Below are 22,189 nucleotides of genomic sequence, written 5' to 3'. Positions count from 1 at the left end.
GCGCCGGGGCCAATCGCGTACCGGGTCGCCTGAGCTCGCGGAACTGTCAGCCGTCGAGCACGTCGAGGTCGACCTCGATCTCGTCGCCCTCGCCGATGTTCTCTGCCTTCAGCACGGCCTTCTTGAGCGGCAGCACGTAGGTCTCGCCGAGAGGGAAGATCGACGTGCTCCACGTCGTGCCGCCGACCGTCGCCACCACGCGAACAGAGCCGAACCCTCGTGGCATGCGCGGCTGATCGGAGATGTCGGCGCCCAGCTCAGGCGGAACGTCGATGAAGAACCAGTTGCGTCGCGCCGTCCATTCGTAGATCTCGGCCGTGAATCGGATGCGCATCTCGCGATCGTACCCGCGGCCGGTGACGGGCGGCCGGGTCCCCATCACGGCCAGGCCGGGCCGCGTCTAAGGTAGGGCGGTTCGCCTGAGGTGCCGACGGTCGTCTGAGGTGGCGGATCCGGCCCGAAGATGAGGCACACGCCCGATTCGAACCCCCTACCTCAGCGAGGAATCTGGTCTCAGTGGCCGGAACCGGCCCAGCAGGTCTCGAAGGGATCGGAATCATGAACCTCGCATACGGCTACGTCGCACAGACGCTGCAGATGCACGACGAGCTCGAGGCGGGCCGCGTCAACGAGCGGCGCCGCAACGCCGCAGACCGCCGGGCGCAGGAAGGCGAGCGCGCCGATGGCGGGCATCGCCTCTCGGGCCGGTTCGGCGAATGGCGTCAGGGGCGCTCACGGCAGCGCATCCACGGACTGCCGGTCGCGCACTGACGCAGTGGAGCGTACGGCTCGCGGTGGAGCGCACGGCTCGCGGCGGAGCGCACGACTCGCGGTGGGGCGCACGACGCCCCACCGCGCTCGACCGTCAGCCCGCCGCCGCGATGACCTCGCGGTGCAGGGCGAGCAGGCTCGCCGTGCGGTCGGCGGGGCCACGGCCGAAGCCGCACTCGGTGCCGACGCCGAACGTGCCGACACCGGCGGCGGCGAACGCCTCGCGTGCCGGAGCGATGCGGGCGAGTGCGCCGTGGACCCCGTCTTCATGGTGCACGAGGCCGAGGAACGGGGTCGTCTCGGCGGGCAGCGCCCACCCGGCGAGGGGCGCGAAGTACGCGGCATCCGTGCGCTCGATCGGCACCGGCAGGTGCACCCAGTCGATGGGCCGGTCGAGCTGCGCGCCGAGGGCGTTCGCGACCGCGACGAGCCTGCCCGCGTCGGTCGGCTCGACGAAGTGCTTCTCGGCGACGTCGCCGTAGCAGAGGTGGAATCCGAGCTGCGCGCCGGCCGGCACGCGCGCGGCGAGCTCGGCGGCCAGGCCGGCGATCGCGCCGACGAGCTCCGGTGCATCGGCGCCGCCCTCGGCGAAGAAGGCCTCGAGCGGGCCGCCGCCGAGGCTCACGCCCTCGAGGTAGGCGAACTCGGTCGCCATGTCGATCTGCACGGCGAGGTCCTCGGCGGGAATCGCCGCCGCGATGCGGTCGACCTCGGCCGCGAGGGCCGCGGCGTAGGCCGGGTACACGGCGGCGCGGTCGGCGGGCGCCACGTACGTCGTGATCGGCGCGAGCGGTGAGGGCAGGCACACCTGGAACCGCGTGCCCACGGGGATCACGCCCGCGTCGCGCAGGCGGGCGAAGTCGGCGTAGCTCGCGGCCGCGGCATCCGCGTAGCCGAGCGAGCCGAACACGAGGTCGGATGCATCGACCGAACCGTCGAGCACGAGCGGGCGCAGATCGAAGCCCGCGACGATGATCGGGTCGATCGAGACGCGGCTGAGGCCGTCGACCGCGTCGAACGCGGCGCCCTGGAACAGGATCCAGTGGAATCGCTCGCCGACCTCGCCGTCGGGGATGCGCGCGAGCTCGCCGCCGAGCTCCGATGCGACGACGCGGAAGGTCGCCTCGGCGGTGGGCTGGTTGATCGATCCGACGAGGTGGGCACCGGTGACGCGGGGGAGTTCGGGCATCCAATCATCGTAGATCGGGGCCGCGGTGCATGACGCGCGATGGCGGCGGGCACCCCTCGGGCGGGGTCTTGCCGCGGCATCCCGCTCGCCGTAGGGTCGCGTGCGACTGCGCTGCTCACCGACGATCGGAGTCGACATGCCCGCGACCGCTCTTCCCTCCAGCGGTGATTCGTCTGCCCGCCCGAGCGGCCCGAAGACGTGCGATGCGAGCGGCATGGCCGAGATCCACCGCTTCTTCCGGGCCGGGTTCGGCGAAGGCCGCGCGCTCGTCGAGGGCGTGGCCGAAGCGGACTTCGCACACGCCGACGTCGTCGGCGACCATCTCTCGATGCTCTCGGTCGGACTGCACGCCCACCATGAGGGCGAGGACACGATGCTGTGGGGCGAACTCGAGCAGCGCGCGCCCTCGTGCGCCGTGCACGTCGCACGTATGAAGGAGCAGCACGCCCTGATGCTCGTGCACCTGAACGCGCTCGACGCCGCCCTGCCGGCTTGGCGGGCGAGTGGCCGGTCGACGGATGCCGCGGGCGTGCTCGCCGCGCTCGACGGCATCACCGACGCGCTCGCCGTGCACCTGCCCGACGAGGAGACGAACATCGTGCCCGTCATGGAGGTCACGCTCACGCCCAAGGAGGTCGCCGCCCTCGCCGACCACGGCCGCAAGGCGACTCCGAAGGGCAAGACGTTCGAGCAGCTCGGCGCGATCCTCGCGGCGCAGCCCGATGGCGGCGCCGAGTGGCAGCGCACGCATCTGCCGGCGCCGGTGCGCCTCATCTGGCGCCTGGTCGGCAAGCCGAAGTACGAGGCGAATCGCGCAGCCCTGACCGGGCGACGCTGATCACGTGACGCTCATCGGGTCGCGTGAGCATGACGTCCGATTTCCGCGACCCTGATCGGGTGCCGTGCGCTGGGGAGCGACGATGATGGAGTCATGACCCGACGCCATGCCACGCTGACGACACGGCTCGGCGAGCTGCTCGTCGTCGCCGACGGCGAAGCCCTGGTCGGCATCTACTTCCCTGGCCACTGGCACCCACCGGCATCCGGCTCGATCGGTGTCGAGGTCGATGCCCGCGCAGACGAGCTCATCACGCGGCTCGGGGTCGAGCTCGCCGAGTACCTCGCGGGGGAGCGGGTCGCGTTCGACCTGGCGACGGCGCCAGTCGGCGACGAGTTCCAGCAGGCGGTCTGGGCGATGCTCCGCGACATCCCGATCGGCACGACGACGAGCTACGGCCAACTCGCCGCGCGGCTCGGCGACCGCAACCTCGCGCGCCGCGTCGGCAACGCGGTCGGACGCAACCCGCTCAGCATCATCGTGCCGTGCCACCGGGTGGTCGGCGCCGACGGGTCGCTCACGGGCTACGCCGGCGGGCTCGAGCGCAAGCGCCACCTGCTCGAGCTCGAGGGAGCGCCGCTCGTCGCGCAGGCGCAGCTCTTCTGAGGTCCTCTTCGGGCGCCCGCCGGACGTCCGGCGCGCCGGACATGCGCTGCGTCGAGATCCGTGGTGAGAATGGACGATGTCGCGAATCGGGTGGGATGCGAGTCGAACGTCAGCCGCCGCGCTCGTGGTGTGCTTGGCCGGCGGGGCCCTCGCCGTCGCCGGGGTGGCCGCTCCGGCGCACGCCGACGTCGGGCCGGTGAATCCGGTGACCGTGGATCTCGACGGGCATCCGGCCAACAGCGGCTTCACGGTGGTCGTGCGCGGCGATGTGCATCTGGCCGCTGATGAGTCCGAGGGAACCATCGCACTCGGCGGTGATCTGAGCTTCGGTACGACGTACAACATCGGTACCGCTCCGACGCCGACCTTCACGGTGCCCGGTGAGACGAACCCCGTGCATCTCTTCGTCGGCGGTGGAATCGACTGGTCGAGCACCGCGCCGGGGCAGATCCTGCGAATCCTGAATCAGGGCTTCACCAAGATCGGCGATCCCTCCACCTTCGCGGCGTTCAACAAGAACCCCAACGACTACCAGATCACCGCGCCCGGCGGAGCGATCGACCAGACGCCTCGCATCGAAGGCGTTGCGGCACAGTCGCCGGCTTCGATCGCAGCTCCGGTGCCCGCCGGGCTCGTCGACATCGAGGGTGCGTTCGCGCTCTACGAACAGTTGTCGACGGATCTCGCGACCTGCCCGGCGACCGTCGCGCTCATCGATGACCAGGGAGTGCCCGTCACGAGCCCGCCGAGCGCACCCTTCCGGGGGCACGTGCGGCTCCAGCCGAACCAGACCAACGTGCTCTCGATCACGGCCGACGATCTCGCGGCCCTGCAGGAGCTGCAGTTCGACGACGTGCCGACGCAGACCTCCCCGCTGCTCATCAACGTCACCGGCGACTTCTCGGGCACCATTCCGAATTCCCCTGGAATCAGCGGAACCGCGGCCCATTTCATCCTGTACAACTTCGCGGATGCCACGACCGTGACCGTCACCGGCGGAGACAGCCTCCAAGGCACCATGTACGCACCGCGTGCCGCCGTCGACTGGCGCCGGACGAACAACCTCGAGGGCAACCTGATCGCGAAGTCCGCGATCCACGGCGGCCCCGGGGCTCCCGTCGGGGTCCCGCGGGAATTCCACAATCGCCCGTTCAATGCCTTGCTCGAATGCGCGACCAGCGTGCCCGAATCGACGCTCACGCTGCGCAAGGTCGTGCAGGGCGGCTCGGCGGTGCCGACGGACTGGACGCTCAGTGCCGTCGATGGCAGCACCGTGGTCGCCGGCGTCAGCGGATCCCCTGAAGTGACCGGCACCGTGACCGAACCCGGCGACTACGTGCTGAGCGAAAGCGGCGGACCGGTGGGGTACCAGGCGGGTCCCTGGAGCTGCACCGGCGCGACCGCGATGAACGGCGATGTCGTGACACTCGACGCCGGGCAGGATGCCGTGTGCACCGTGACGAACGTCTTCACCGGCACGACCCCGACGGTTCCGCCGGAACCGGCCCAGCCTGGCGCATCGGGGCTCGCCGTGTCGGGAACCGACCCCACGCCGGCGATGCTCGTCGCAGCGTGCGCGATCGGGCTCGGTCTGTGGTTCCGGATCGGTGTGCGGCGGAGCCGCGCTTCGCGCTAGCTCGGGCGCACTTCGTCGCCGACCGCGATCGAGCCCGCCGACTGCGGCACCATGAGCACGCCGAACCAGGTCTGGCCGTCCCAGCGGCGGTGCTTCGCGAGCGTGCGGATCGGCTCCTTGCTGCGGGTGATGGTCTCGGGATCGATCGTCGTCATCACGCAGCGGTCGCAGACCTTCGTGATGCGGAACCGCACGTCGCCGAGATCGACGAACGGCCAGGCGTCTTCGGCGAAGGGCTCGTCGCCGTCGATCACGACGTTCGGCCGGAAGCGCAGCATGTCGAGGTGCGGCGTCTCGTCGTCGGTCCAGGTGTTGAGTCGGGCGAGGGATGCCTCGCTCGCGAGCAGCAGCGGTGCGGAATCGGCCAGCGTCAGCCGGTCGTCGGGGAGGCCGCCGTTCTTCGGGTTCACGGTGCGCTCGCGCGGGTCGGGCTGCCACACGAGCCGTGCGTCGATGCCGAGACGGGCGCTGATCCAGGCGTCGGCCTCGTCGCCCGCGGGCAGCGCCGTGCCCTGACGGGTGTGCCCGACGGGAATGGGCGCGGCATCCGTCGGGCGGTCGACGCGGAGCGGGTCGCCGGCCCCGCTGCGCTCGCCGAGCAGCAACCCGCCGTCGGCGAGCAGCTCGGCGGTGAGCGCGAGCATGTGGTTCTTCTCGCGAGCCGTCACCGGGGCGCCGGAGGCATCGACGACGCCCCATCGACGGTCGCCCGCAAGGCCCCAAGGCAGCACCTCGGCGGAGTCGACGTCGATTCCGGCGAACGACTTGACGGGGTGGATCCGGAGACGCGTGACCTGCATTCGAGCATGCTAGCGAACCCCGCCCGGCTCACGCCTGTCGGTGGCCGGTGGGAGCCTTCGGGCATGGCAACTCACGAACATCGCATCCCGCTCAGCATCGACTACGTCGAGATCTCCGCCACCGACCTCGCCGCCGCGCAGGCGTTCTACGGCGAGGCGTTCGGCTGGCAGTTCACGCCGTACGGTCCCGAATACGCCGGAATCCGCACGTCCGCCGAGGCCGACGGCGAAGAGGCCGGCGGTCTGACCCTCGTCACCGAGGTCGCGAAGGGCGGACCGCTCGTGCTGCTCTACAGCGACGACCTCGATGCCACGCTGGCCGCGGTCACGGCTGCCGGCGGCACGGTGGTCAACGGACCGTACGAGTTCCCGGGCGGCCGACGATTCCACTTCACCGACCCGAGCGGCAACGAGCTCGGCGTCTGGGCCGAGCGGTAGCTCGGCGCGCTCACCGGGCCTACCAGGCGATGAGCTTGACCGGGGTGACCCGTAGCACGGTGCTGTAGCGCTCGGCCATCGAGGCGCGCGTGAGTTCGAGCGGCGGCAGGTCGTCGTCGTACTTCGCGAAGTAGGCGTCGCCGATGCGCGGCATCCAGTCTGGCGAGGCGCCGTCGAACACCTCGACCGTGCCCTGCAGCACCGTCAGCTGCTCCTCGTCGGCGCCCGACTCGAGGTGCACGAGCACCTTCGGGTCGCGCTTGGCGTTCCGCACCTTCACCGCACCCGGCTCGCTGAGCATGATGACGGCGCCGTCGTGCCACAGGTACCAGACGGGCACCGCGTGCGGGAACCCGCTGCGGCTCGTGCTCGTGAACCAGGCGATGCGCTCGCCGGTGAGGCGGGCGAGGGTGCGGGCGTGCAGCTCATCGGCGGGGTCGAGCACGATCGGGGCGGCAGCGGTCATCGTCGTTCCTTCGGTCGGTGTGCTCCGACGCTATCGGGCGCAACCGCGCCGATGCGCGATCGTCGCCCGATCGCCCGCGAGTCCCCGAGCCCTCGGCCGATTGTGTTGCGGAATGCAACAGGGAGGTCTATTGTTGCGATAAGCAACAGGAGGCGGAATGGTCAGCGAATCGAACACCGGAACGCGGGCAGGGCGCGCACGCGCCACTGCCGACATCCTGCGGGCGCTCATCGTCATCAGCCGCCGCGGCGTGGCCGACGCGCGCATCGCCGACATCAGCCTGAGCATGACCGACCAATCGATCCTCGGATACATCGTCGACCACCCCGGTTGCCGCTCCACCGACATCGCGCAGGCATTCCGCCTGAACCGCTCCACCGTCTCGAGGCAGCTCGCCGGACTCACGAAGCTCGGCGTCGTCTGCGAGAAGACGGATGCCTCGGGCCGCGGCCGCCCGCTCGAACTCACCGACTCGGGATGGGCCGCCTACAACGAGGCGATCGGCATCCTGCAGCGAGTCGTCGACGACAACCTCGACGACTGGACCGACGCCGAGGTCGCCCGCTTCGCGCACGACCTGCAGCGTTTCAACACCGGTGCCGCGGGGGAGACCCGCCCGCGGCATCCGCTCGAACGCGCCCCACAAGGGACGGAAGGAAAGAAGGAACAGCAATGACCGCACTGCGCAACATCACCGTGCTCGGCACCGGAGTGCTCGGCTCGCAGATCGCGTACCAGACCGCCTACCGCGGCTTCGACGTCGTCGCGTACGACATCGACGACGCCGCCCTCGAGGCCGCGAAGCAGCGCTTCGCCGGACTCGCCGACACCTACGTGACGGAGGGCGTCGACGGCGCCGCCGACGGCGAGGCGCAAGCGGCGATCGGCCGCATCACCCGCTCGTCCGACCTCGGCGACGCCGTCGCGAAGGCCGACCTCGTGATCGAGGCGATCCCCGAGAACCTCGAGATCAAGCGCGCCACCTACGAGCAGCTCGCCACGCTCGCCCCCGAGCACACGATCTTCGCCACCAACTCCTCGACGTTGCTGCCCAGCGACCTCTCGTCGTTCACCGGTCGCGCCGACCGTTTCCTCGCCCTGCACTTCGCGAACCGCGTCTGGGTGCACAACACCGCCGAGGTCATGGGCACCGAGGCCACGAGCCCAGAGGTGTTCCAGGCCGTCGTCGAGTTCGCCGCCGAGATCGGGATGGTGCCGATCGAGATCAAGAAGGAGAAGGCGGGCTACCTGCTGAACTCCCTGCTCGTGCCGTTCCTGCAGGCCGCCGGCGAACTGCTCGTCGACGGCATCGCCGAACCCGATGCGATCGACAAGACCTGGCGCATCGGCACCGGCGCCCCCATGGGTCCGTTCCAGATCTACGACATCGTCGGCCTCACGACCGCGTACAACATCTCGATGATGGGCGGCGCCAAGCAGCAGGCGTTCGCCGCGCTCATCAAGGAGCGCTACATCGACCAGGGCAAGCTCGGCGTCGCCACGGGCGAGGGCTTCTACAGCTACCCGAAGGGCGAGTGATCCGAAGCGCCGGGGCCGTGCCGGTCGTGGGTCAGACCCACGACCGACGCACGGCCTCGGCGCCGAGCTGGATGCGGGTGGTCACCTCGGCCCGGTCGAGCAGGCCTGCGATCCGTCGCTGAACCGTGCGGAGCGAGAGGCCGAGCTGGGCGCCCGCCGAGGCATCCGTCATGCCGAGGAGCAGTAGCCGCAGGAGGTCGCGATCGATCGACTCGTCGGGCTCGAGATCCTGCACCTCGCCGCGGTCGGCGAAGAGTCGCGCGGCCCGGTTCCACGAGTCCTCGAACATCGACTGCACGAGGTCGAACAGCGGGCTTGGATGGATGAGCAGCGCGCCGGAGACGGTTTCGTCGCCCTGCGTGTGCATCGGCAGGAGCGCGAAGGCGTCGTCGGCGATGAAGAGCCTCGTCGGCAGGCGTGGCAGTACCCGGACCTCTTCACCGAGCGGCTCGAGCGTGCGCACGGTATCGACGAAGCCCGGTCGTTCGAGCACGGCTCGCTCGGCGATCACCCGGTAGCGCACGCCGCGCGAGAGCGCCCGATCCTCCTCGATGTTCTCGGGCCCCGACACGAGGGCGATCTTCTCGAGCACGAACACCCGCACCTCCCGCTCAGCCGAGGCCTGGAGCTGACCCAGGCGCTGAACGACGGCATCCGCGCCATGGACGACGTCGATGACATCGGGCGCCGCGCGTTGTGCGGTGCCCTCGCGGTACACGTCGCTGAGATGCACGAGTGCCTCGTGTGCCGAGCTCAGACGACGTTCGTGCTCGAGCAGGATCGGCCGCAGCGCGACTGACGGCGGAGACGCGACCACCCGGTCGCGCGCGGAGGCCTGCCGAGCGATGAGGCCGAGCCCTTCGAGGTCGTCGAGGATCCCGCGGGCGGCCCGCATCGACAGCGAGGCGCCGCGGGCGACCTCCTCGAGATCGGCCGACGGCAGTCCGAGGAGCAGGCGGTAGACGGCGGTATGGGATTCGTCCATTCCGATGGCCTCGAGCACGAGCACCCCCTCACTCTTCCGCACGTTGCAGTCGGGCCAGCGCGGCGAATTGGCGGATGCCCGCCAAGGCGCCCCTCCGCCACCACCCTAACGGGGGATTGTGGAACCGTGCTGAGTAGTCCAGATCGGCACGAGAGGAACGCTCATGCAACGACCAATCAATCCGCCCAGGCGACACCGAAGTGTCGTCGCCGCGGCGGCGGGCATCGCGATCGGCATCGCGGGGGTCGGCGCCGCCGGCATCCCGGCGCTCGCCGGCCCAGCGGCGGACGACGGAGTCCCGCCCGGCGGCGCCATCACGACCGAATCCACGAGCCCTGGTGGTTCGCACTCGGTCACGCTCATCACCGGCGACCGGGTCACGGTCACCGCGATCCCCGGCGGCACGCAGACCGTCGAGGTCGAGACCGTCGTGCCCGGTGCCGGCTACCGCACCGTCACCGCTGGCGACGAGCTGAGCATCATCCCCGACACTGCGCAGGCGTACCTCGCTTCGGGGGCTCTCGATGTCGACCTGTTCAACGTCACGCAACTCATCGAGTACGGGTACGACGACGCCTCCGTCGACGCGACACCCGTGATCATCGAGCTCGAGGGCGGGGCTACTGCGTTCAGTGAAGAACCGCCCGCACCGGGCCTCACCGTCGGCGTGCAGCTCGACAGCATCGGGGCCGAAGCGGCCACCGCGGCGCACGCCGAGGCGGCATCGACATGGGCGGCACTCACCGCCGACGCCGGTGCACCCGATGCGCGAGCCGTCGCAGCCGACCCGTCGACCGCCTCCTTCGGCGGCGGCATCGCCGCCATCCACCTCGACGGCAAGGTCGAGGCGACCCTCGACTCGAGCGTGCCCTGGATCGGCGCCCCCGATGCCTGGGCGAAGGGCTACACCGGCGCCGGCGTCACCGTCGCGGTGCTCGACACCGGCTACGACGACACCCACCCCGATCTCGCCGGCCGGGTGCTTCCCGATTCGACGAGCTTCGTGCCCGGCGAAGAGGTCGCCTGGGACCCGAACGGGCATGGCACGCACGTCGCCTCGACGATCGCCGGCACCGGTGCTGCGAGCGACGGTGCACAACGCGGTGTTGCCGATGGTGCGAATCTCCTCGTCGGCAAGGTGCTCGACAAGGACGGCTCCGGTCAGGACTCCTGGATCATCGACGCCATGGAGTGGGCCGCCGAGCGGGCACCGATCGTGTCGATGAGCCTCGGCACCCGTCAGCCCTCCGACGGCAAGGACCTCATGTCCGAAGCGCTCAACGGCATCGCGGAGGACACCGGGGCGCTCTTCGTCGTCGCCGCGGGCAACAGCGGTGCCCCTGAAACGATCGGGGCGCCCGGCGCCGCTGCGCGTGCGCTCACCGTCGGCTCGGTCGTCGACCCGAGCGGGGAACTCTCGTGGTTCTCGAGCCAGGGCCCGCTCGCGGGCTCTGGTGCGCTGAAGCCCGAGATCGCCGGCCCGGGATCGGATGTGACGGCAGCCAGGTCGGCCGACTCCAGCGGTTCGGGGGCGTACGTCGCGATGAGTGGCACCTCGATGGCGACCCCGCACGTCGCCGGCGCCGCCGCGATCGTCAAGCAGCAGCACCCCGAGTACACGGGGGAACAGGTTCGGGCCGCGCTCACGAGCACGACGACCGACGTCGACCTCACCGCCTTCCAGGTCGGCACCGGCGTCGTCGATGTCGCCGAGGCCGTCGATGCACCGGTCATCGCGGCCGGGTCGGGGGACTTCGGCATGCTCGCCTGGGGCGGGGAACCCGAACCCGTCGTGCGCACCGTGTCGTACACCAACCGTGGCGACGTCGAGGTCGTCGTCGGCCTCACGGCGACGCTCGAGGGCTCGGCAGAGGTCGAGGCCTCCGACGTGCTCGCGCTCGACACCGAATCGTTGACGATTCCGGCGGGCGAGACACGTGCAGCGACGCTCACCGCAGACCCGGCGAAGGTGCCGGCCGGCACGCAGCTCTCCGGCGCGCTGAGCGCGTCGATCGGCGACCGCACGGTGGCGCGCACGGCGCTCGGCATCGCGTCGGAAGCCGAACGCTACGACCTCACCGTGACCGCCACCGACTTCGACGGCGAGCCCGCCGCGGCCTTCGGCGTGCTCTACTCCCACGACGCGCAAGAGGTGCTCGGCTTCGTCGCCGTCGACGGCGAAGCCACACTGCGGCTGCCCGCCGGTCGTTATGCGCTCACCACGACGCTCGACCTCGATCGCGAAGCCGATGTGCGCGCCGATGTGCTCGTCGGTGATCCCGACTTCGAGCTCGACGGCGACGTGGCCGTCGCATTCGATGCACGCGAAGCCGAGCCCGTCACCGTCGACGTCGGTGAAGACCACGTGTCGCCCGTGCTGCGTCGCATGGACGTCAATGCCGACAGCTACGGCACCGGTGTGCTCGTACCCGTCTGGATGGACGAACTCTGGGCGCAGCCGATGGAGGAGCCCGACAGTGAGCGGTTCGACTTCACCGCGCGCTGGCGGCTGCAGACCCCGCCGCTCACCCTGTCGGCCGGCAAGGAATCGCTCGACCTGCTCCTGCAGGCCGGCGCGACACGGTACGACGGCAAGTTGAAGGCGCAGGCGGTCGACGTCGGCACCGGCAGCGTCGAGGAGTTCGCCGCCGTCGACGTGCGCGGCAAGGTCGCCATCGTGACGCGGTCGAACGACGTGTCGCCGAACGAGCGTGCGGTCAACGCGCTCGCTGCGGGCGCGACGATGCTGCTCGTCGCGAACGACGCCGATCGCGAGCTCAGCGAGTGGGTCGGAGCCGACGACGGAAGCTCGGTCGCGATCCCGGTCGTCGCGATCAGCGGCGTGCAGGGCCGCGCGGTCCTCGAGGCGCTCGCCGCGTCGAAGGGCAAGCTCACGGTCACCGGCACGGGCGTTGCGAACGCTCCCGAGATCTGGGACGTCGCGCGGTACGTCGAAGGCTCGATCCCCGAGGACCTCTCGTACCAGCCGAAGGATCTCGCACGGGTCGACACCACCTACTACGGGAAGCAGGCCGACCTGGTCGGCGAGTTCCGTTGGGATGTCGCTCCGAACCGGACGTTCGGCTTCGGCCTGCCGTTCGCGCTCGGCCGAGGCATCGAGCGCACCGAATGGGTCGACTCGAGCATGGACTGGTACCAGACCGCCGAGGTCGTCGACGTCGGTTGGCAGGTGCGCGACATCGTCCGCTCGTACGAACCCGGCGAACGCGACGAGACGAGCTTCTTCGGCTCGATCGTGCGCCCGTACGTGGCCACCGGTTTCTTCGCCCCGTACCGTCAGAGCGACTTCTCGCAGGTGAACCTGCCCTCGTGGGGCGACGGCGGCGAACCCGAGCACGCCGGCGCGTTCGACGTGTTCAGCGGGGACCCGCGCTTCTCGCAGAACACGGAGTACTACCTGAACGGCGAGTTCGTGAAGTCGTCGCCGTTCCAGGGCGTCAACACGACCGACCTTCCCGATGGCGACGCCGAGGTGCGCATCGTCAATACCGCGGTGCAGGACGGCAGCGCGCTGCCCTCGTCGACCCGCACCGTGTCGGAATGGACGTACACCACCTCCGGCAAGCGGGGCGACTGGACGACGCGACTCGAAGCGATGATCCAGGCCTACTACGACGTCGAACTGGATGCCTCGGGCACGGCCGGTTCCGGGCGCAAGAAGGGTTCCGACCTTCCGCTGCGACTCGAACTCGGCCATGTCGAAGGTGCCGTCGACAGCGGAGCGATGACCGCGGCGACGTTGGAGATCCGCGCTGCAGGAGGTGAGTGGGTCGCCGTGCCGCTCGACGTGGTGTCGCCCGACTCGGGCGCCGGCAACCCGCCGACGGGCATCTTCGCCGACGGGCGCGCCCACGTCACGGTCTACGGGGCGAACCTTCCGGTCGCCGATGCAGGCGGGTGGATCGACCTGCGGGTGACGGCCGAGGACGCCGAGGGCAACACCTTCAGCCAGGAGATCGAGCGGGCACTCGAGATCGCCCCGGCGAAGGGCCGCGGCCGCTGATCGGGGGATGACGGGGGACACCGGCCCGGGTGACGGAGACGTCGCCCGGGCCGGGTGCTGCCTGCTACTCGGCCGGCGCGCCCGGCGGGTTCGCCCCGCGGCGTCGGCGGCGCGGCTCGTCGAGCCCGAGGTGCACGCGGGTGCGCTTGCGTTCGAAGACGATGAATGCCGCACCGAGCGCCCAGAGCGGCAGCTGGGTGAGGAACGCGAGCCGGAAGGCCTCGAGGCTGTAGGTGTCGGGCGTGCCCGCGCCCTGCGCGTCCATCGCGATGCCGATGAGCAGGATGGCGAGCAGCGCGGCGAGGAACCCGCCGACGTTCACGATGCCCGTCGCGGTGCTGAGTCGGTGGCTCGGGTTGTGGGTGCGGGCGTGGTCGAAGCCGATCATCGAGGCGGGGCCGCCTGTGCTGAGCGCGAGCGCGAGCGCGAAGAGGAGCCACAGCGGCGCGGGGCCCGGCCACAGGATGACGGCGAGCCACGCGACGACCTGGATGCCGATGATCGGCAGCACGAGCATGCGGGAGCGGCGCATCGGATGCCGGCTCGAGAGCGCGCCGATGATGGGCCCGACGACCATGCCGGCGACGACGTAGACGCTGAAGATGAGCGACGCCATCGCGGGCGTGAGCCCCTCGCCGACCGTGAGGAAGGGGAAGCCCCACAGCAGGATGAATGCGGTGCCCGAGAACGGCGTCGTGAAGTGCGACCAGAATGCGAGGCGGGTCGCGGGGTGCGCCCACGATTCCGTGAATCCCTGGCGCAGGTCGGCCGACGAGGTGACGGCGTGCATGGCGCCGGTCTTCGTGTCGACGCTCATGTCGGCGTTCCGACCTGGTGGACGGTTGCGGATGACCGCGAAGGTCAGCACGGTGAAGAGCACGCCGAGCCCCGCGAGGCTGCCGAAGGCGATCGTCCAGCTCGTCGCGTGCAGCAGCGCCGCGATGGGAAGGATCGCGAAGAGCTGCCCGGTCTGCCCGACGATGCCGGTGAGCTGCACCATGAAGGGCGCCTGCCGCTCGGGGAACCAGACGGCGACGACGCGCAGCACGCTCGGGAAGATCGCCGCGTCGCCGGCGCCGAGCAGCATGCGGGCGAGGATCGCCGTGCCGACGTTGGGTGCGAACGCCATCACGAGCTGGCCGACGGCCATGAGGAACATGCCGATCGTGATGATCGGGCGTGCGCCGAAACGGTCGAGCAGGATGCCGACGGGAATCTGCATCGCCCCGTAGACGAAGAGCTGGATGACCGCGAACATCGACAGCGTCGAGGCATCCGCATCGAACCGTACGGCGGCGTCGACGCCGACTGCGGAGAGCGAGGTGCGGTTGGTGACCGACAGCATGTAGGCCGCGACGCCGACACCCCACACGAGCCAGAGTCGCCAGGGGCGTACTGGTGCGGGGTCGATCGTCACGAGGCCTTCACTTCGTCGGTTGCGACGACGAGGGGGCGGGCCGTCGGTTCCAGCGTATCCCCGACGAGCGGATGCCCCGCCGCGACCGTGTCACGACGAGGCATCCGGTCATCGACCAGCGCCCGTCAGTCGAGCAGGTGATCCAGTGCGCGGCCCATCCACGCGGCCCGGGTGGCCGCGTCGGTGATGCCCTCGAACCCGAAGCCGGCCGTCAGCGAGCCCGGCGTCGCCACCACTGCGGCCTCGGGGAACCCTGCGGCCGTCGTGATGATGAAGTTGTTCGGGTTCGGCGCGCTGCCGGGCGGAGGACCGGTGATCACCCACCCGCCGGTGTCGCCGCCCTCGAACGACGTCGTGCCCTGGCCCGTCGACACCTCGATGTCGTCGACGAACACGCCCAGGCCCTGGCTGGACCAGTCGCTGATGTAGCCGATCGACAGTTCGACGGGGCCGCCGGCGTACGCCGACAGGTCGACCGACCACTGCTGCCAGCCGGCCGAGTTGCCGGAGTCGGCCCACCACTCACCGGTGGTGCCGGTGGGGGTGCAGGTCGTCGTCTCGGCGTCGAGCGTCTGGTAGTGGTCGAGCTGCGGGTGCAGGTCGCGCCAGCCGGCCGGGCAGCTGTCCCCGGTGCTCTGGGTGGTGTTCCCGTTGACATCGGGCAGGGTCGTCCAGTCCTCTCCGCCCGCGGGGCGCGCCTCGACGGCGATGTGGTCCCAGTTGGCCTCGGTGTCGTACGACGTCCAGAACGACATCGTGGCGCCACCGGCCGGCACGTCGATCGTGTTGGTCAGGCGCTTGTACGACACGTCGCCGATCTGCGAGTAGGCGTACGCGTCGCCCGTGTGCGGCTCGAACGGGCCGCCCTCACGATCCCACCTGCCTGCGACCCAGCTGTCGAACTGCGGGTACACGGCCGGGTCGAGGATGCCGCTCGTCGTGATGAACGAGTTGCTGTGGTCCTGGTTGTCGGCACTTTCGGCGCCGTTGAAGCCCCAGTCCAGATCCGTGAACGGGGTGTCGACGCCGAGGACGTCGAGGAGGCCTCCGTCCTCCGCCGTGCCGGCATCGTCGACGGTGAGGTACGCGCCGAGCCAGTACTGCATCATGTCGTTGGTGAAGTCGCCCGACCCGCCGAGTGGCCGGCACCGCTCCTGCACCGCCGCGTCGGCCCGACATTGCGCATTCGCCGCCGTCGGGTCGTACAACTGGTCGGTTCCGGTGTACTGGGTGCCGGCGTACTTCCCGGTGTAGAGCACGCGGCCGCCCTCGTTGAGGAAGTCGCGAACCTCGAGGGTGTTGTCCAACGCCAAGCGGGAGGCGTTGCCGCCGCCCCAGCCGGGTTCGCGGGTGATGATGTCCTCGCCGGTGTACCAGATGACGGCGTCGTAGTGCGAGAGCACGCCCAAGGCGTCGGGTGCGGTCCGAGCGCGCGCATCGACGTCGTAGACGTCGTAGCCCGTGCCGTTGGCGTCCAGGGCCTCCTGGTAGTAACCGAGGTAGTTCGGCCCGCCGGCCTGTGCCGGCGAGGCGCCCGTATAGTCCTCCGCCGCCATGATCAGCACGTCGTCGGTGGATTCCTCGACGGCCCGGTAGGTGAACGAATCGCTCGACTCTCCACCGCCTTCGAACCAGACCTCGACGTCGTCGCCCGGAGTGGTGCCGGTGACGAAGCCGCTGAGGGTGTGGAAGTAGACACCGGTCTTGCCGCCGTAGCGATCACCGCCTGTCCACTCCTCGGTCGGCACGCTGACCGCAGGGGCGCCGTTGATCGAGTACCTCAGTGTCACGTCGCCCAGGCTGCGCTTGGCGATGACGCGCACCTCCTGCGGGTCGCCGTACGAGTAGTCGAACGTGTAGTTCACCTGGGGCAGACCGTCCTTGTACGTGTCGTCGCTCTCCAGGTAGAAGGGCTTGGTCTCGAGGCCCAGGTGCGACACCGGGTTGGCCGGATCGGCCGCCGACTTGGCCACATCGAGTGCGAAGGGCAGGGCGCGCTCGAACTCCGCCTGCACCTGCGCCTCGTCGTCGGGGAACACGAACCCGCCGTCGTCGTCGCCTTCGCCGAGTTCCGGCGTCCAGGCCAGCGTTCCGTTCTGGGAATGCGCGAAGTCGGTCGTCTCGCCGTTGGTCACGTAGAGCACGTCGGACGAGAGGCCCGGCTCGAAGTCCGGGATCGCCGGGTTGTCGCGGTTGCCCGACAACGCGTAGTAGATCGGGTCGTCCGCGGTGGGCGTGCCGGTCTGCCAGCCCTCGGCGTACAGCAGCCACTGCCCGAAGGAGTGGTAGTTGACCTGGAACTCGAACTTGCCACGGTCCAGCAGCGACATCATCGCCTGCGTCTCGGGCTCGGATCCGGCTGAAGGACCACGGTAGGTGTCGCTGCTGATCTGCGACGACGAGCCCTCCTCGTCGTATCCGAAGTGCTCCGGGTAGTTGCGGTTGGGGTCGACGCCGTCGGCACGCGTGATCTCGTGGTCGCCGTCGTTGTCTCGCAGGTTCTTCCGCCACAGGCGCTCGTGGTCGAACGTGTACTGGTAGCCGTCGGGGTTGGCCACGAGCACGAACCACAGCTCGTTGTTCTTGAGGAGGTCCCTGGTCTCCTTGTCGTTGGCCCGCCAGTCGTCGATGAACGAGTTCAGCAGCCGCCGGTTCACCTCGGTGGAGATCCACTCCCGAGCGTGCTGGGTCGAGCTGTACAGCACTGCCGGACGCGTTCCGTCCGCCTGGCCCCGCGCCCCCTGGGTCAGCTTCAGCGCGATGATCTCGCGGCCCTGGTAGGTGTGGCCGAGCACCACGAGCTTGACCAGCTGCGGGTTCTGCTTCGCGAGACGGTAGAGCTCATCGCGGATGCCGCCCTTCTCGTCCCACGACCGCCAGACGTCGTAGCCGGATGCCGCCTGCTCGTCCGCCAGCTGCTTCGCCGACTTGCCGTTCTTGTTCTTCTTGACCTTGACGTCGAGACCGCGGGCCTGGAGGCTCTTCGCCTCGTCGGCGGTGAGCACCATGTCGACGCTCACGCCCGAATCGGTGACCGTGCTGTTGGCGACGTCGAAGCCGGCGGCGGCGATCTCGGCCGCCTCCGTCGAGCTCACGTCAGCCGTGTACATGTCGAGAGCGCCGTCGTCGGCCGCGGCATTGGCGCCGACGGGGCCGAGCATCGAGAACGCCAGTGCGAGCGTGGCGACCCCGAAGACGAGGCGATTGGGAATGCGGTGAGTTCCAGCCATGACGACTCCTCCGGTCCGTCTCCGGCCAGAACGGGAGTGACGCGTCGTCTCGGGTGCCTGATGCTCGTCACAACTCTGTGCTCACTGCGGACCCTCAGGGGTTAGCCTCCTGCGACCCGCCGCGGCTGTCAAGTCATCGGTTCGATTCGTGTCGACCATCGCCGTCGCGCACGGAGACGACGATGCCCGCCGGCACCGAGGTGCGAGCGGGCATCGTCGTGCGCGTACGCGTGGGCGGGCTACACGATCGCGTCGTCGGTCTCGGACTCGCCGGCCGAGGCGGCCGCCTCGACGCTCGAGGCCACCATCGCATCGTCTCCCGCAGCGAGCTCTGCGTCGATGTCGGTCGCCGCCTGCTCGAACTGCGAGTTGTAGAGGCGGTAGTACGCCCCCTTCGCAGCGATGAGCTCCTCGTGGTTGCCCTTCTCGACGATGTCGCCGTGCTCCATCACGAGGATGAGGTCGGCGTCGCGGATGGTCGACAGGCGGTGCGCGATCACGAACGACGTGCGGCCCTCGCGGAGCGCCGCCATCGCGTGCTGCAGCAGCAGCTCGGTGCGGGTGTCGACCGAGGAGGTCGCCTCGTCGAGGATGAGCACCGAGGGCTGCGCCACGAACGCGCGAGCGATCGTGATGAGCTGCTTCTCGCCGGCCGACACGTTCGACGCATCCTCGTCGAGCACGGTGTCGTACCCGTCGGGAAGCGAGTGCACGAAGCGGTCGACGTAGGTCGCCTGCGCCGCAGCCAGCACCTCGTCGTCGGTCGCCGATTGGCGGCCGTACCGGATGTTGTCGCGGATCGAGCCGGCGAACAACCACGGGTCCTGCAGCACCATGCCCGTGCGCGCACGCACGTCGTGACGCGTGAGATCCGCGATGTCCTGGCCGTTGACGAGGATGCGGCCGCCGTCGAGCTCGTAGAACCGCAGGATGAGGTTCACGAGCGTCGTCTTGCCGGCACCGGTCGGGCCGACGATCGCGACCGTCTGCCCCGGCTCCACCTGGAATGAGAGGTCCGTGATGAGCGGGCGCTCGGGCGTGTACGAGAACGCGACGTGCTCGAACACGATCGTGCCGTCGCCGTCGGCGGGCGCCGGGGCATCCGCTGCATCGGCTTCTTGCTCGTCGGCGTCGAGCAGTTCGAAGACGCGCTCGGCCGAAGCCGTGCCCGACTGCACCACCGCAGCCATGCCGCCCAGCTCCGACAGGGGCTGGGTGAACTGCTGCGAGTACTGGATGAACGCCTGCACGTCGCCGAGACGCAGCTGACCGGTGGAGACCATGAGCCCGCCGAGCACCGCGATGCCGACGTAGGTCAGGTTTCCGATGAACATCATGCCGGGCATGATGATGCCCGACAGGAACTGCGCCTTGAAGGATGCCTCGTAGAGCTCCTGGTTCTCGGCCTTGAACTTCGCACGCGAATCCTCTTCGCGGCCGAAGACCTTGACGAGGGCGTGGCCGGAGAAGGACTCCTCGACGCGGGCGTTCAGTCGACCGACCTTGCGCCACTGGATGCCGAAGGCCTTCTGCGACTTCGGGCCGATGATGCCGAAGATGACCGCCATGAGCGGCAGCGAGACGAGCGCCACGAGGGCGAGCTGCCACGAGATCGTGAACATCATGATGAGCACGCCGACGACGGTGAGCACCGAGGTGACCACGGTCGAGAGGGACTGCTGCATCGCCTGCGTGATGTTGTCGATGTCGTTGGTGACCCTCGAGATCAGCTCACCGCGCTGCACCTTGTCGAAGTAGCTCAGCGGCAGGCGGTTGATCTTCGCCTCGACCGACTCGCGCAGGCGCCACATGGTCTTCACCATGATGACGTTGATCACGTAGCCCTGCACCCAGGTGAGCACGGACGCGACGATGTACAGCGCGAGCACGAGGATGATGACCTGGCTCAGGCGCACGAAGTCGACGCCCTCACCGGGCACGACGCCCGCGGTCGCGACGACGTTGGCGAGGTCGTCTTGACCGGCGGCCCGCAGCCCCTCGACGGCCTGCTCGGTCGTGGTGCCCGCGGGCAGCTGCTGTCCGATGACACCGGCGAAGATGATGTTCGTCGCTTCGCCGAGCACCTTCGGCGCCCACACCGTGAGCACGACACCGAGGGCGCCGAGGACCGAGGCCAGGGTGAACCCGAAGGCGTGCGGCTTCAAGAGGCCGATGAGCCGGCCGAAGCTCTGGCCGAAGTTCTTCGCCTTGCCCGGTGCGACGGCGCCGCTCCAGTCGTCGGCGTTGATGCGCGCCTGCTCGCCGAGCTCCAGCTCGAGCTGTTCCTCTGCGGAGAGTGGGGTCTGTGCGGTCATCGGGCGGCCTCCACTCCGAGCTGGGATTCGACGATCTCGCGGTAGGTCTGCGAGGTCTCGAGCAGTTGTTCGTGCGTGCCGAGTCCGACCATGCCGCCGTCGTCGAGCACCACGATGCGGTCGGCATCGGTGATGGTCGAGATGCGCTGGGCGACGACGATCTTCGTCACCTCCGGCAGTTCTCGCCAGAGCGCCTGCCTGAGTCTCGCGTCGGTGGTCAGGTCGAGCGCCGAGAACGAGTCGTCGAAGACGAGGATGTCGGGGCGGTGCACGATCGCACGGGCGATCGCGAGTCGCTGCCGCTGACCGCCCGAGACGTTCGTGCCGCCCTGGGAGATCTTCGCGTCGAGCTGCCCCTCCATCGCCTCGACGAAGTCGCGGCCCTGGGCGATCTCGAGCGCGTGCCACAGCTCTTCGTCGGTGGCGTTCTCACGGCCGTACCGAAGGTTCGACGCGACCGTGCCGGTGAAGAGGAACGGGCGCTGGGGCACGAGTCCGATCGACGACCAGAGGTGGTCGAGATCGGCCTCGCGCACGTCGACGCCGCCGACCTTCACGTTGCCGCCCGTCGCGTCGAACAGACGCGGGATGAGCGAGACGAGCGTCGTCTTGCCGGCGCCCGTCGACCCGACGATCGCGACCGTCTCACCGGGCGCGGCTCCGAACGTGATGCCCGAGATCACGGGGTGTTCGGCGCCCGGGTAGGTGAACGCGGCATCCGTGAACTCGACCGAACCCGGCGTCGGGAACACCGTCACCGGGTTCTCGGGGCGGGCCAGCGTCGAGGTCGAGTCGAGCACCTCGCCGATGCGCTCGGCCGAGACCGCGGCGCGCGGGATCATGATCGTCATGAAGCTCGCCATGAGCACACCCGTGAGGATGAGCATCACGTACTGCATGAAGGCGAACAGCGTGCCGATCTGCACCTCGCCGGCATCGACGGCGAACGCGCCGAACCAGACGACGCCGACCACGGTGACGTTCAGCACGAGCATGAACAGCGGGAAGAGCAGCACGAAGAGCGAACCGACCTTTCGGCCGACGACCATGATGTCGGTGTTCGCGCCGGCGAACCGCTCCTCTTCGATGGGCTCGCGCACGAAGGCGCGCACGACGCGAACGCCGGTGAGCTGCTCGCGCATGATGCGGTTCACGTTGTCGAGCTTGTGCTGGTAGCTGCGGAAGAGCGGCACCATGCGGCTGATGACGATCACCGCGATGATCAGCAGGGTGGGCACCGCCACCGCGATGATCCAGCTGAGGCCGACGTCTTGCTGCAGGGCGAAGATCACGCCGCCGATCGCGAGGATCGGTGCGGTGACGAGCATCGTGGCGCCCATCATCGCGAGCATCTGCACCTGCTGCACGTCGTTCGTGTTGCGGGTGATCAGCGAGCCGGGGCCGAACCGCGACACCTCTCGCTCCGAGAAGCCCGAGACGCGCTCGAAGACGTGGTCGCGGATGTCGCGGCCGGCGCTCATCGCGGCGCGCGCCGCGAAGTAGGTGGCGATGATCGATGCCGTGATCTGCCCGAGGGAGATCAGCAGCATCAACGAGCCGGTCGACCAGATGTAGGCGGTGTCGCCCTTGCTGACGCCGTTGTCGATGATGTCGGCGTTGAGGCGCGGCAGATAGAACGTGGCGAGTGCCGAGATGAACTGGAAGATCAGCACACCGAGCAGGAGCCACTTGTAGGGCTTGAGATAGCGGACAAGGATTTTTCCGAGCATGGCGTCTCCGTTACGAGGAGTCAGGGAATCGAGCGGACACCGCCTGCCGAGGCGCGTTCGTGCGCGCACAGCTCCGGCCAGGGCAGCCACACCCCTCGCTCGACCTGCAGCATCGCACCCCCGTACGACATTGCAGCGTTTCAGCCTCACACGGCGGAGGGGGTGACGCAAGCGAGTCGCGGTCATCCGTTGCTCGCGTTCACCG

Annotated in this window: 17 protein-coding genes; 8 read left to right on the top strand and 9 right to left on the bottom strand. The window is 69.4% G+C overall.

All coding sequences use genetic code 11. From position 1 onward, the window contains the following. Window positions 1–46: 46 nt before the first annotated feature. Window positions 47–334 carry a DUF1905 domain-containing protein gene (locus tag BJY17_RS09515; RefSeq protein WP_179551135.1) on the bottom strand — a complete coding sequence of 96 codons (288 nt, stop codon included), beginning with the start codon at window positions 332–334 and terminating at the stop codon, window positions 47–49. A 224-nt stretch (window positions 335–558) separates the two neighbouring features. Here BJY17_RS09515 and BJY17_RS09510 point away from each other — a divergent pair, with 224 nt between their 5' ends. Next, the gene (locus tag BJY17_RS09510; RefSeq protein WP_179551134.1) at window positions 559–771 is read left to right on the top strand and encodes a hypothetical protein; all 213 of its coding nucleotides are present in this window, start codon (window positions 559–561) and stop codon (window positions 769–771) included. A gap of 94 nt (window positions 772–865) precedes the next feature. On the opposite strand, the gene BJY17_RS09505 is transcribed toward BJY17_RS09510, so the two are convergent. Continuing rightward, window positions 866–1,960, bottom strand: coding sequence for a hypothetical protein (locus BJY17_RS09505; RefSeq protein ID WP_179551133.1), 1,095 nt, complete (start codon window positions 1,958–1,960; stop codon window positions 866–868). Between the two features lie 214 nt (window positions 1,961–2,174). Here BJY17_RS09505 and BJY17_RS09500 point away from each other — a divergent pair, with 214 nt between their 5' ends. The 3 genes from BJY17_RS09500 (at window position 2,175) to BJY17_RS09490 (ending at window position 5,040) form a co-directional block, all read left to right on the top strand. Next, window positions 2,175–2,798, top strand: a complete 624-nt coding sequence (locus BJY17_RS09500) for a hemerythrin domain-containing protein (protein ID WP_246303691.1) — start codon at window positions 2,175–2,177, stop codon at window positions 2,796–2,798. Window positions 2,799–2,891: 93 nt separating this feature from the next. Further along, window positions 2,892–3,404, top strand: a complete 513-nt coding sequence (locus BJY17_RS09495; RefSeq protein ID WP_179551131.1) for a methylated-DNA--[protein]-cysteine S-methyltransferase — start codon at window positions 2,892–2,894, stop codon at window positions 3,402–3,404. Between the two features lie 76 nt (window positions 3,405–3,480). Next, window positions 3,481–5,040, top strand: a complete 1,560-nt coding sequence (locus BJY17_RS09490; RefSeq protein ID WP_179551130.1) for a collagen-binding domain-containing protein — start codon at window positions 3,481–3,483, stop codon at window positions 5,038–5,040. On the opposite strand, the gene BJY17_RS09485 is transcribed toward BJY17_RS09490, so the two are convergent. Beyond that, complete coding sequence (locus tag BJY17_RS09485; RefSeq protein ID WP_179551129.1) at window positions 5,037–5,840, bottom strand: MOSC domain-containing protein; 804 nt, start codon at window positions 5,838–5,840, stop codon at window positions 5,037–5,039. The genes BJY17_RS09490 and BJY17_RS09485 overlap by 4 nt on opposite strands. A gap of 63 nt (window positions 5,841–5,903) precedes the next feature. Here BJY17_RS09485 and BJY17_RS09480 point away from each other — a divergent pair, with 63 nt between their 5' ends. Then, the gene (locus tag BJY17_RS09480; RefSeq protein ID WP_179551128.1) at window positions 5,904–6,278 is read left to right on the top strand and encodes a VOC family protein; all 375 of its coding nucleotides are present in this window, start codon (window positions 5,904–5,906) and stop codon (window positions 6,276–6,278) included. A 19-nt stretch (window positions 6,279–6,297) separates the two neighbouring features. Here the strand turns inward: BJY17_RS09480 and BJY17_RS09475 are convergent, their stop codons facing one another. Next, window positions 6,298–6,744, bottom strand: a complete 447-nt coding sequence (locus tag BJY17_RS09475) for a pyridoxamine 5'-phosphate oxidase family protein (RefSeq protein ID WP_179551127.1) — start codon at window positions 6,742–6,744, stop codon at window positions 6,298–6,300. Between the two features lie 157 nt (window positions 6,745–6,901). On the opposite strand from BJY17_RS09475, the gene BJY17_RS09470 reads away from it, so the two are divergent. Together BJY17_RS09470 and BJY17_RS09465 are read left to right on the top strand one after the other, a co-directional pair. Next, entirely contained in the window at window positions 6,902–7,420 is a 519-nt protein-coding gene (locus tag BJY17_RS09470; protein WP_179551126.1) for a MarR family winged helix-turn-helix transcriptional regulator, read from the top strand. Continuing rightward, a complete protein-coding gene (locus tag BJY17_RS09465) occupies window positions 7,417–8,283 on the top strand; it encodes a 3-hydroxyacyl-CoA dehydrogenase (RefSeq protein WP_179551125.1) in 867 nt (288 codons plus the stop codon). Before BJY17_RS09470 ends, BJY17_RS09465 begins: the two co-directional genes overlap by 4 nt. Window positions 8,284–8,314: 31 nt before the next feature. Here BJY17_RS09465 and BJY17_RS09460 read toward each other — a convergent pair whose 3' ends face one another. Further along, window positions 8,315–9,268: a TrmB family transcriptional regulator gene (locus BJY17_RS09460; RefSeq protein ID WP_218889876.1), complete on the bottom strand. Its 954-nt coding sequence runs from the start codon at window positions 9,266–9,268 to the stop codon at window positions 8,315–8,317. A gap of 163 nt (window positions 9,269–9,431) precedes the next feature. Between BJY17_RS09460 and BJY17_RS09455 the strand changes: the two genes are divergently transcribed. Then, a complete protein-coding gene (locus BJY17_RS09455; protein WP_179551123.1) occupies window positions 9,432–13,292 on the top strand; it encodes a S8 family serine peptidase in 3,861 nt (1,286 codons plus the stop codon). Window positions 13,293–13,356: 64 nt separating this feature from the next. On the opposite strand, the gene BJY17_RS09450 is transcribed toward BJY17_RS09455, so the two are convergent. The 4 genes from BJY17_RS09450 to BJY17_RS09435 form a co-directional block, all read right to left on the bottom strand. Continuing rightward, the gene (locus BJY17_RS09450) at window positions 13,357–14,709 is read right to left on the bottom strand and encodes an MFS transporter (protein ID WP_322789795.1); all 1,353 of its coding nucleotides are present in this window, start codon (window positions 14,707–14,709) and stop codon (window positions 13,357–13,359) included. 125 nt (window positions 14,710–14,834) lie between these two features. Further along, window positions 14,835–17,939, bottom strand: coding sequence for a M14 family metallopeptidase (locus tag BJY17_RS09445; protein ID WP_179551122.1), 3,105 nt, complete (start codon window positions 17,937–17,939; stop codon window positions 14,835–14,837). 239 nt (window positions 17,940–18,178) lie between these two features. After that, entirely contained in the window at window positions 18,179–20,254 is a 2,076-nt protein-coding gene (locus BJY17_RS09440; RefSeq protein WP_179551121.1) for an ABC transporter ATP-binding protein, read from the bottom strand. Further along, complete coding sequence (locus BJY17_RS09435) at window positions 20,251–21,984, bottom strand: ABC transporter ATP-binding protein (RefSeq protein ID WP_179551120.1); 1,734 nt, start codon at window positions 21,982–21,984, stop codon at window positions 20,251–20,253. Before BJY17_RS09435 ends, BJY17_RS09440 begins: the two co-directional genes overlap by 4 nt. Window positions 21,985–22,189 lie beyond the last annotated feature (205 nt).

This window comes from Agromyces hippuratus, from assembly GCF_013410355.1.
In the GTDB taxonomy this organism is placed as follows: Bacteria; Actinomycetota; Actinomycetes; order Actinomycetales; family Microbacteriaceae; genus Agromyces; species Agromyces hippuratus.
This window is presented reverse-complemented; position numbering and strand designations above follow the sequence as displayed.

Excerpts from the sequence above, each read along its gene's own strand:
- BJY17_RS09495 (WP_179551131.1), top strand. The coding sequence starts at position 2,892 with ATGACCCGACGCCATGCCACGCTGACGACACGGCTCGGCGAGCTGCTC.
- BJY17_RS09440 (WP_179551121.1), bottom strand. The coding sequence starts at position 20,254 with ATGACCGCACAGACCCCACTCTCCGCAGAGGAACAGCTCGAGCTGGAG.
- BJY17_RS09465 (WP_179551125.1), top strand. The coding sequence starts at position 7,417 with ATGACCGCACTGCGCAACATCACCGTGCTCGGCACCGGAGTGCTCGGC.
- BJY17_RS09515 (WP_179551135.1), bottom strand. The coding sequence starts at position 334 with ATGCGCATCCGATTCACGGCCGAGATCTACGAATGGACGGCGCGACGC.
- BJY17_RS09505 (WP_179551133.1), bottom strand. The coding sequence starts at position 1,960 with ATGCCCGAACTCCCCCGCGTCACCGGTGCCCACCTCGTCGGATCGATC.
- BJY17_RS09460 (WP_218889876.1), bottom strand. The coding sequence starts at position 9,268 with ATGGACGAATCCCATACCGCCGTCTACCGCCTGCTCCTCGGACTGCCG.
- BJY17_RS09480 (WP_179551128.1), top strand. The coding sequence starts at position 5,904 with ATGGCAACTCACGAACATCGCATCCCGCTCAGCATCGACTACGTCGAG.
- BJY17_RS09490 (WP_179551130.1), top strand. The coding sequence starts at position 3,481 with ATGTCGCGAATCGGGTGGGATGCGAGTCGAACGTCAGCCGCCGCGCTC.
- BJY17_RS09455 (WP_179551123.1), top strand. The coding sequence starts at position 9,432 with ATGCAACGACCAATCAATCCGCCCAGGCGACACCGAAGTGTCGTCGCC.
- BJY17_RS09445 (WP_179551122.1), bottom strand. The coding sequence starts at position 17,939 with ATGGCTGGAACTCACCGCATTCCCAATCGCCTCGTCTTCGGGGTCGCC.
- BJY17_RS09510 (WP_179551134.1), top strand. The coding sequence starts at position 559 with ATGAACCTCGCATACGGCTACGTCGCACAGACGCTGCAGATGCACGAC.
- BJY17_RS09500 (WP_246303691.1), top strand. The coding sequence starts at position 2,175 with ATGGCCGAGATCCACCGCTTCTTCCGGGCCGGGTTCGGCGAAGGCCGC.
- BJY17_RS09475 (WP_179551127.1), bottom strand. The coding sequence starts at position 6,744 with ATGACCGCTGCCGCCCCGATCGTGCTCGACCCCGCCGATGAGCTGCAC.
- BJY17_RS09485 (WP_179551129.1), bottom strand. The coding sequence starts at position 5,840 with ATGCAGGTCACGCGTCTCCGGATCCACCCCGTCAAGTCGTTCGCCGGA.
- BJY17_RS09435 (WP_179551120.1), bottom strand. The coding sequence starts at position 21,984 with ATGCTCGGAAAAATCCTTGTCCGCTATCTCAAGCCCTACAAGTGGCTC.
- BJY17_RS09470 (WP_179551126.1), top strand. The coding sequence starts at position 6,902 with ATGGTCAGCGAATCGAACACCGGAACGCGGGCAGGGCGCGCACGCGCC.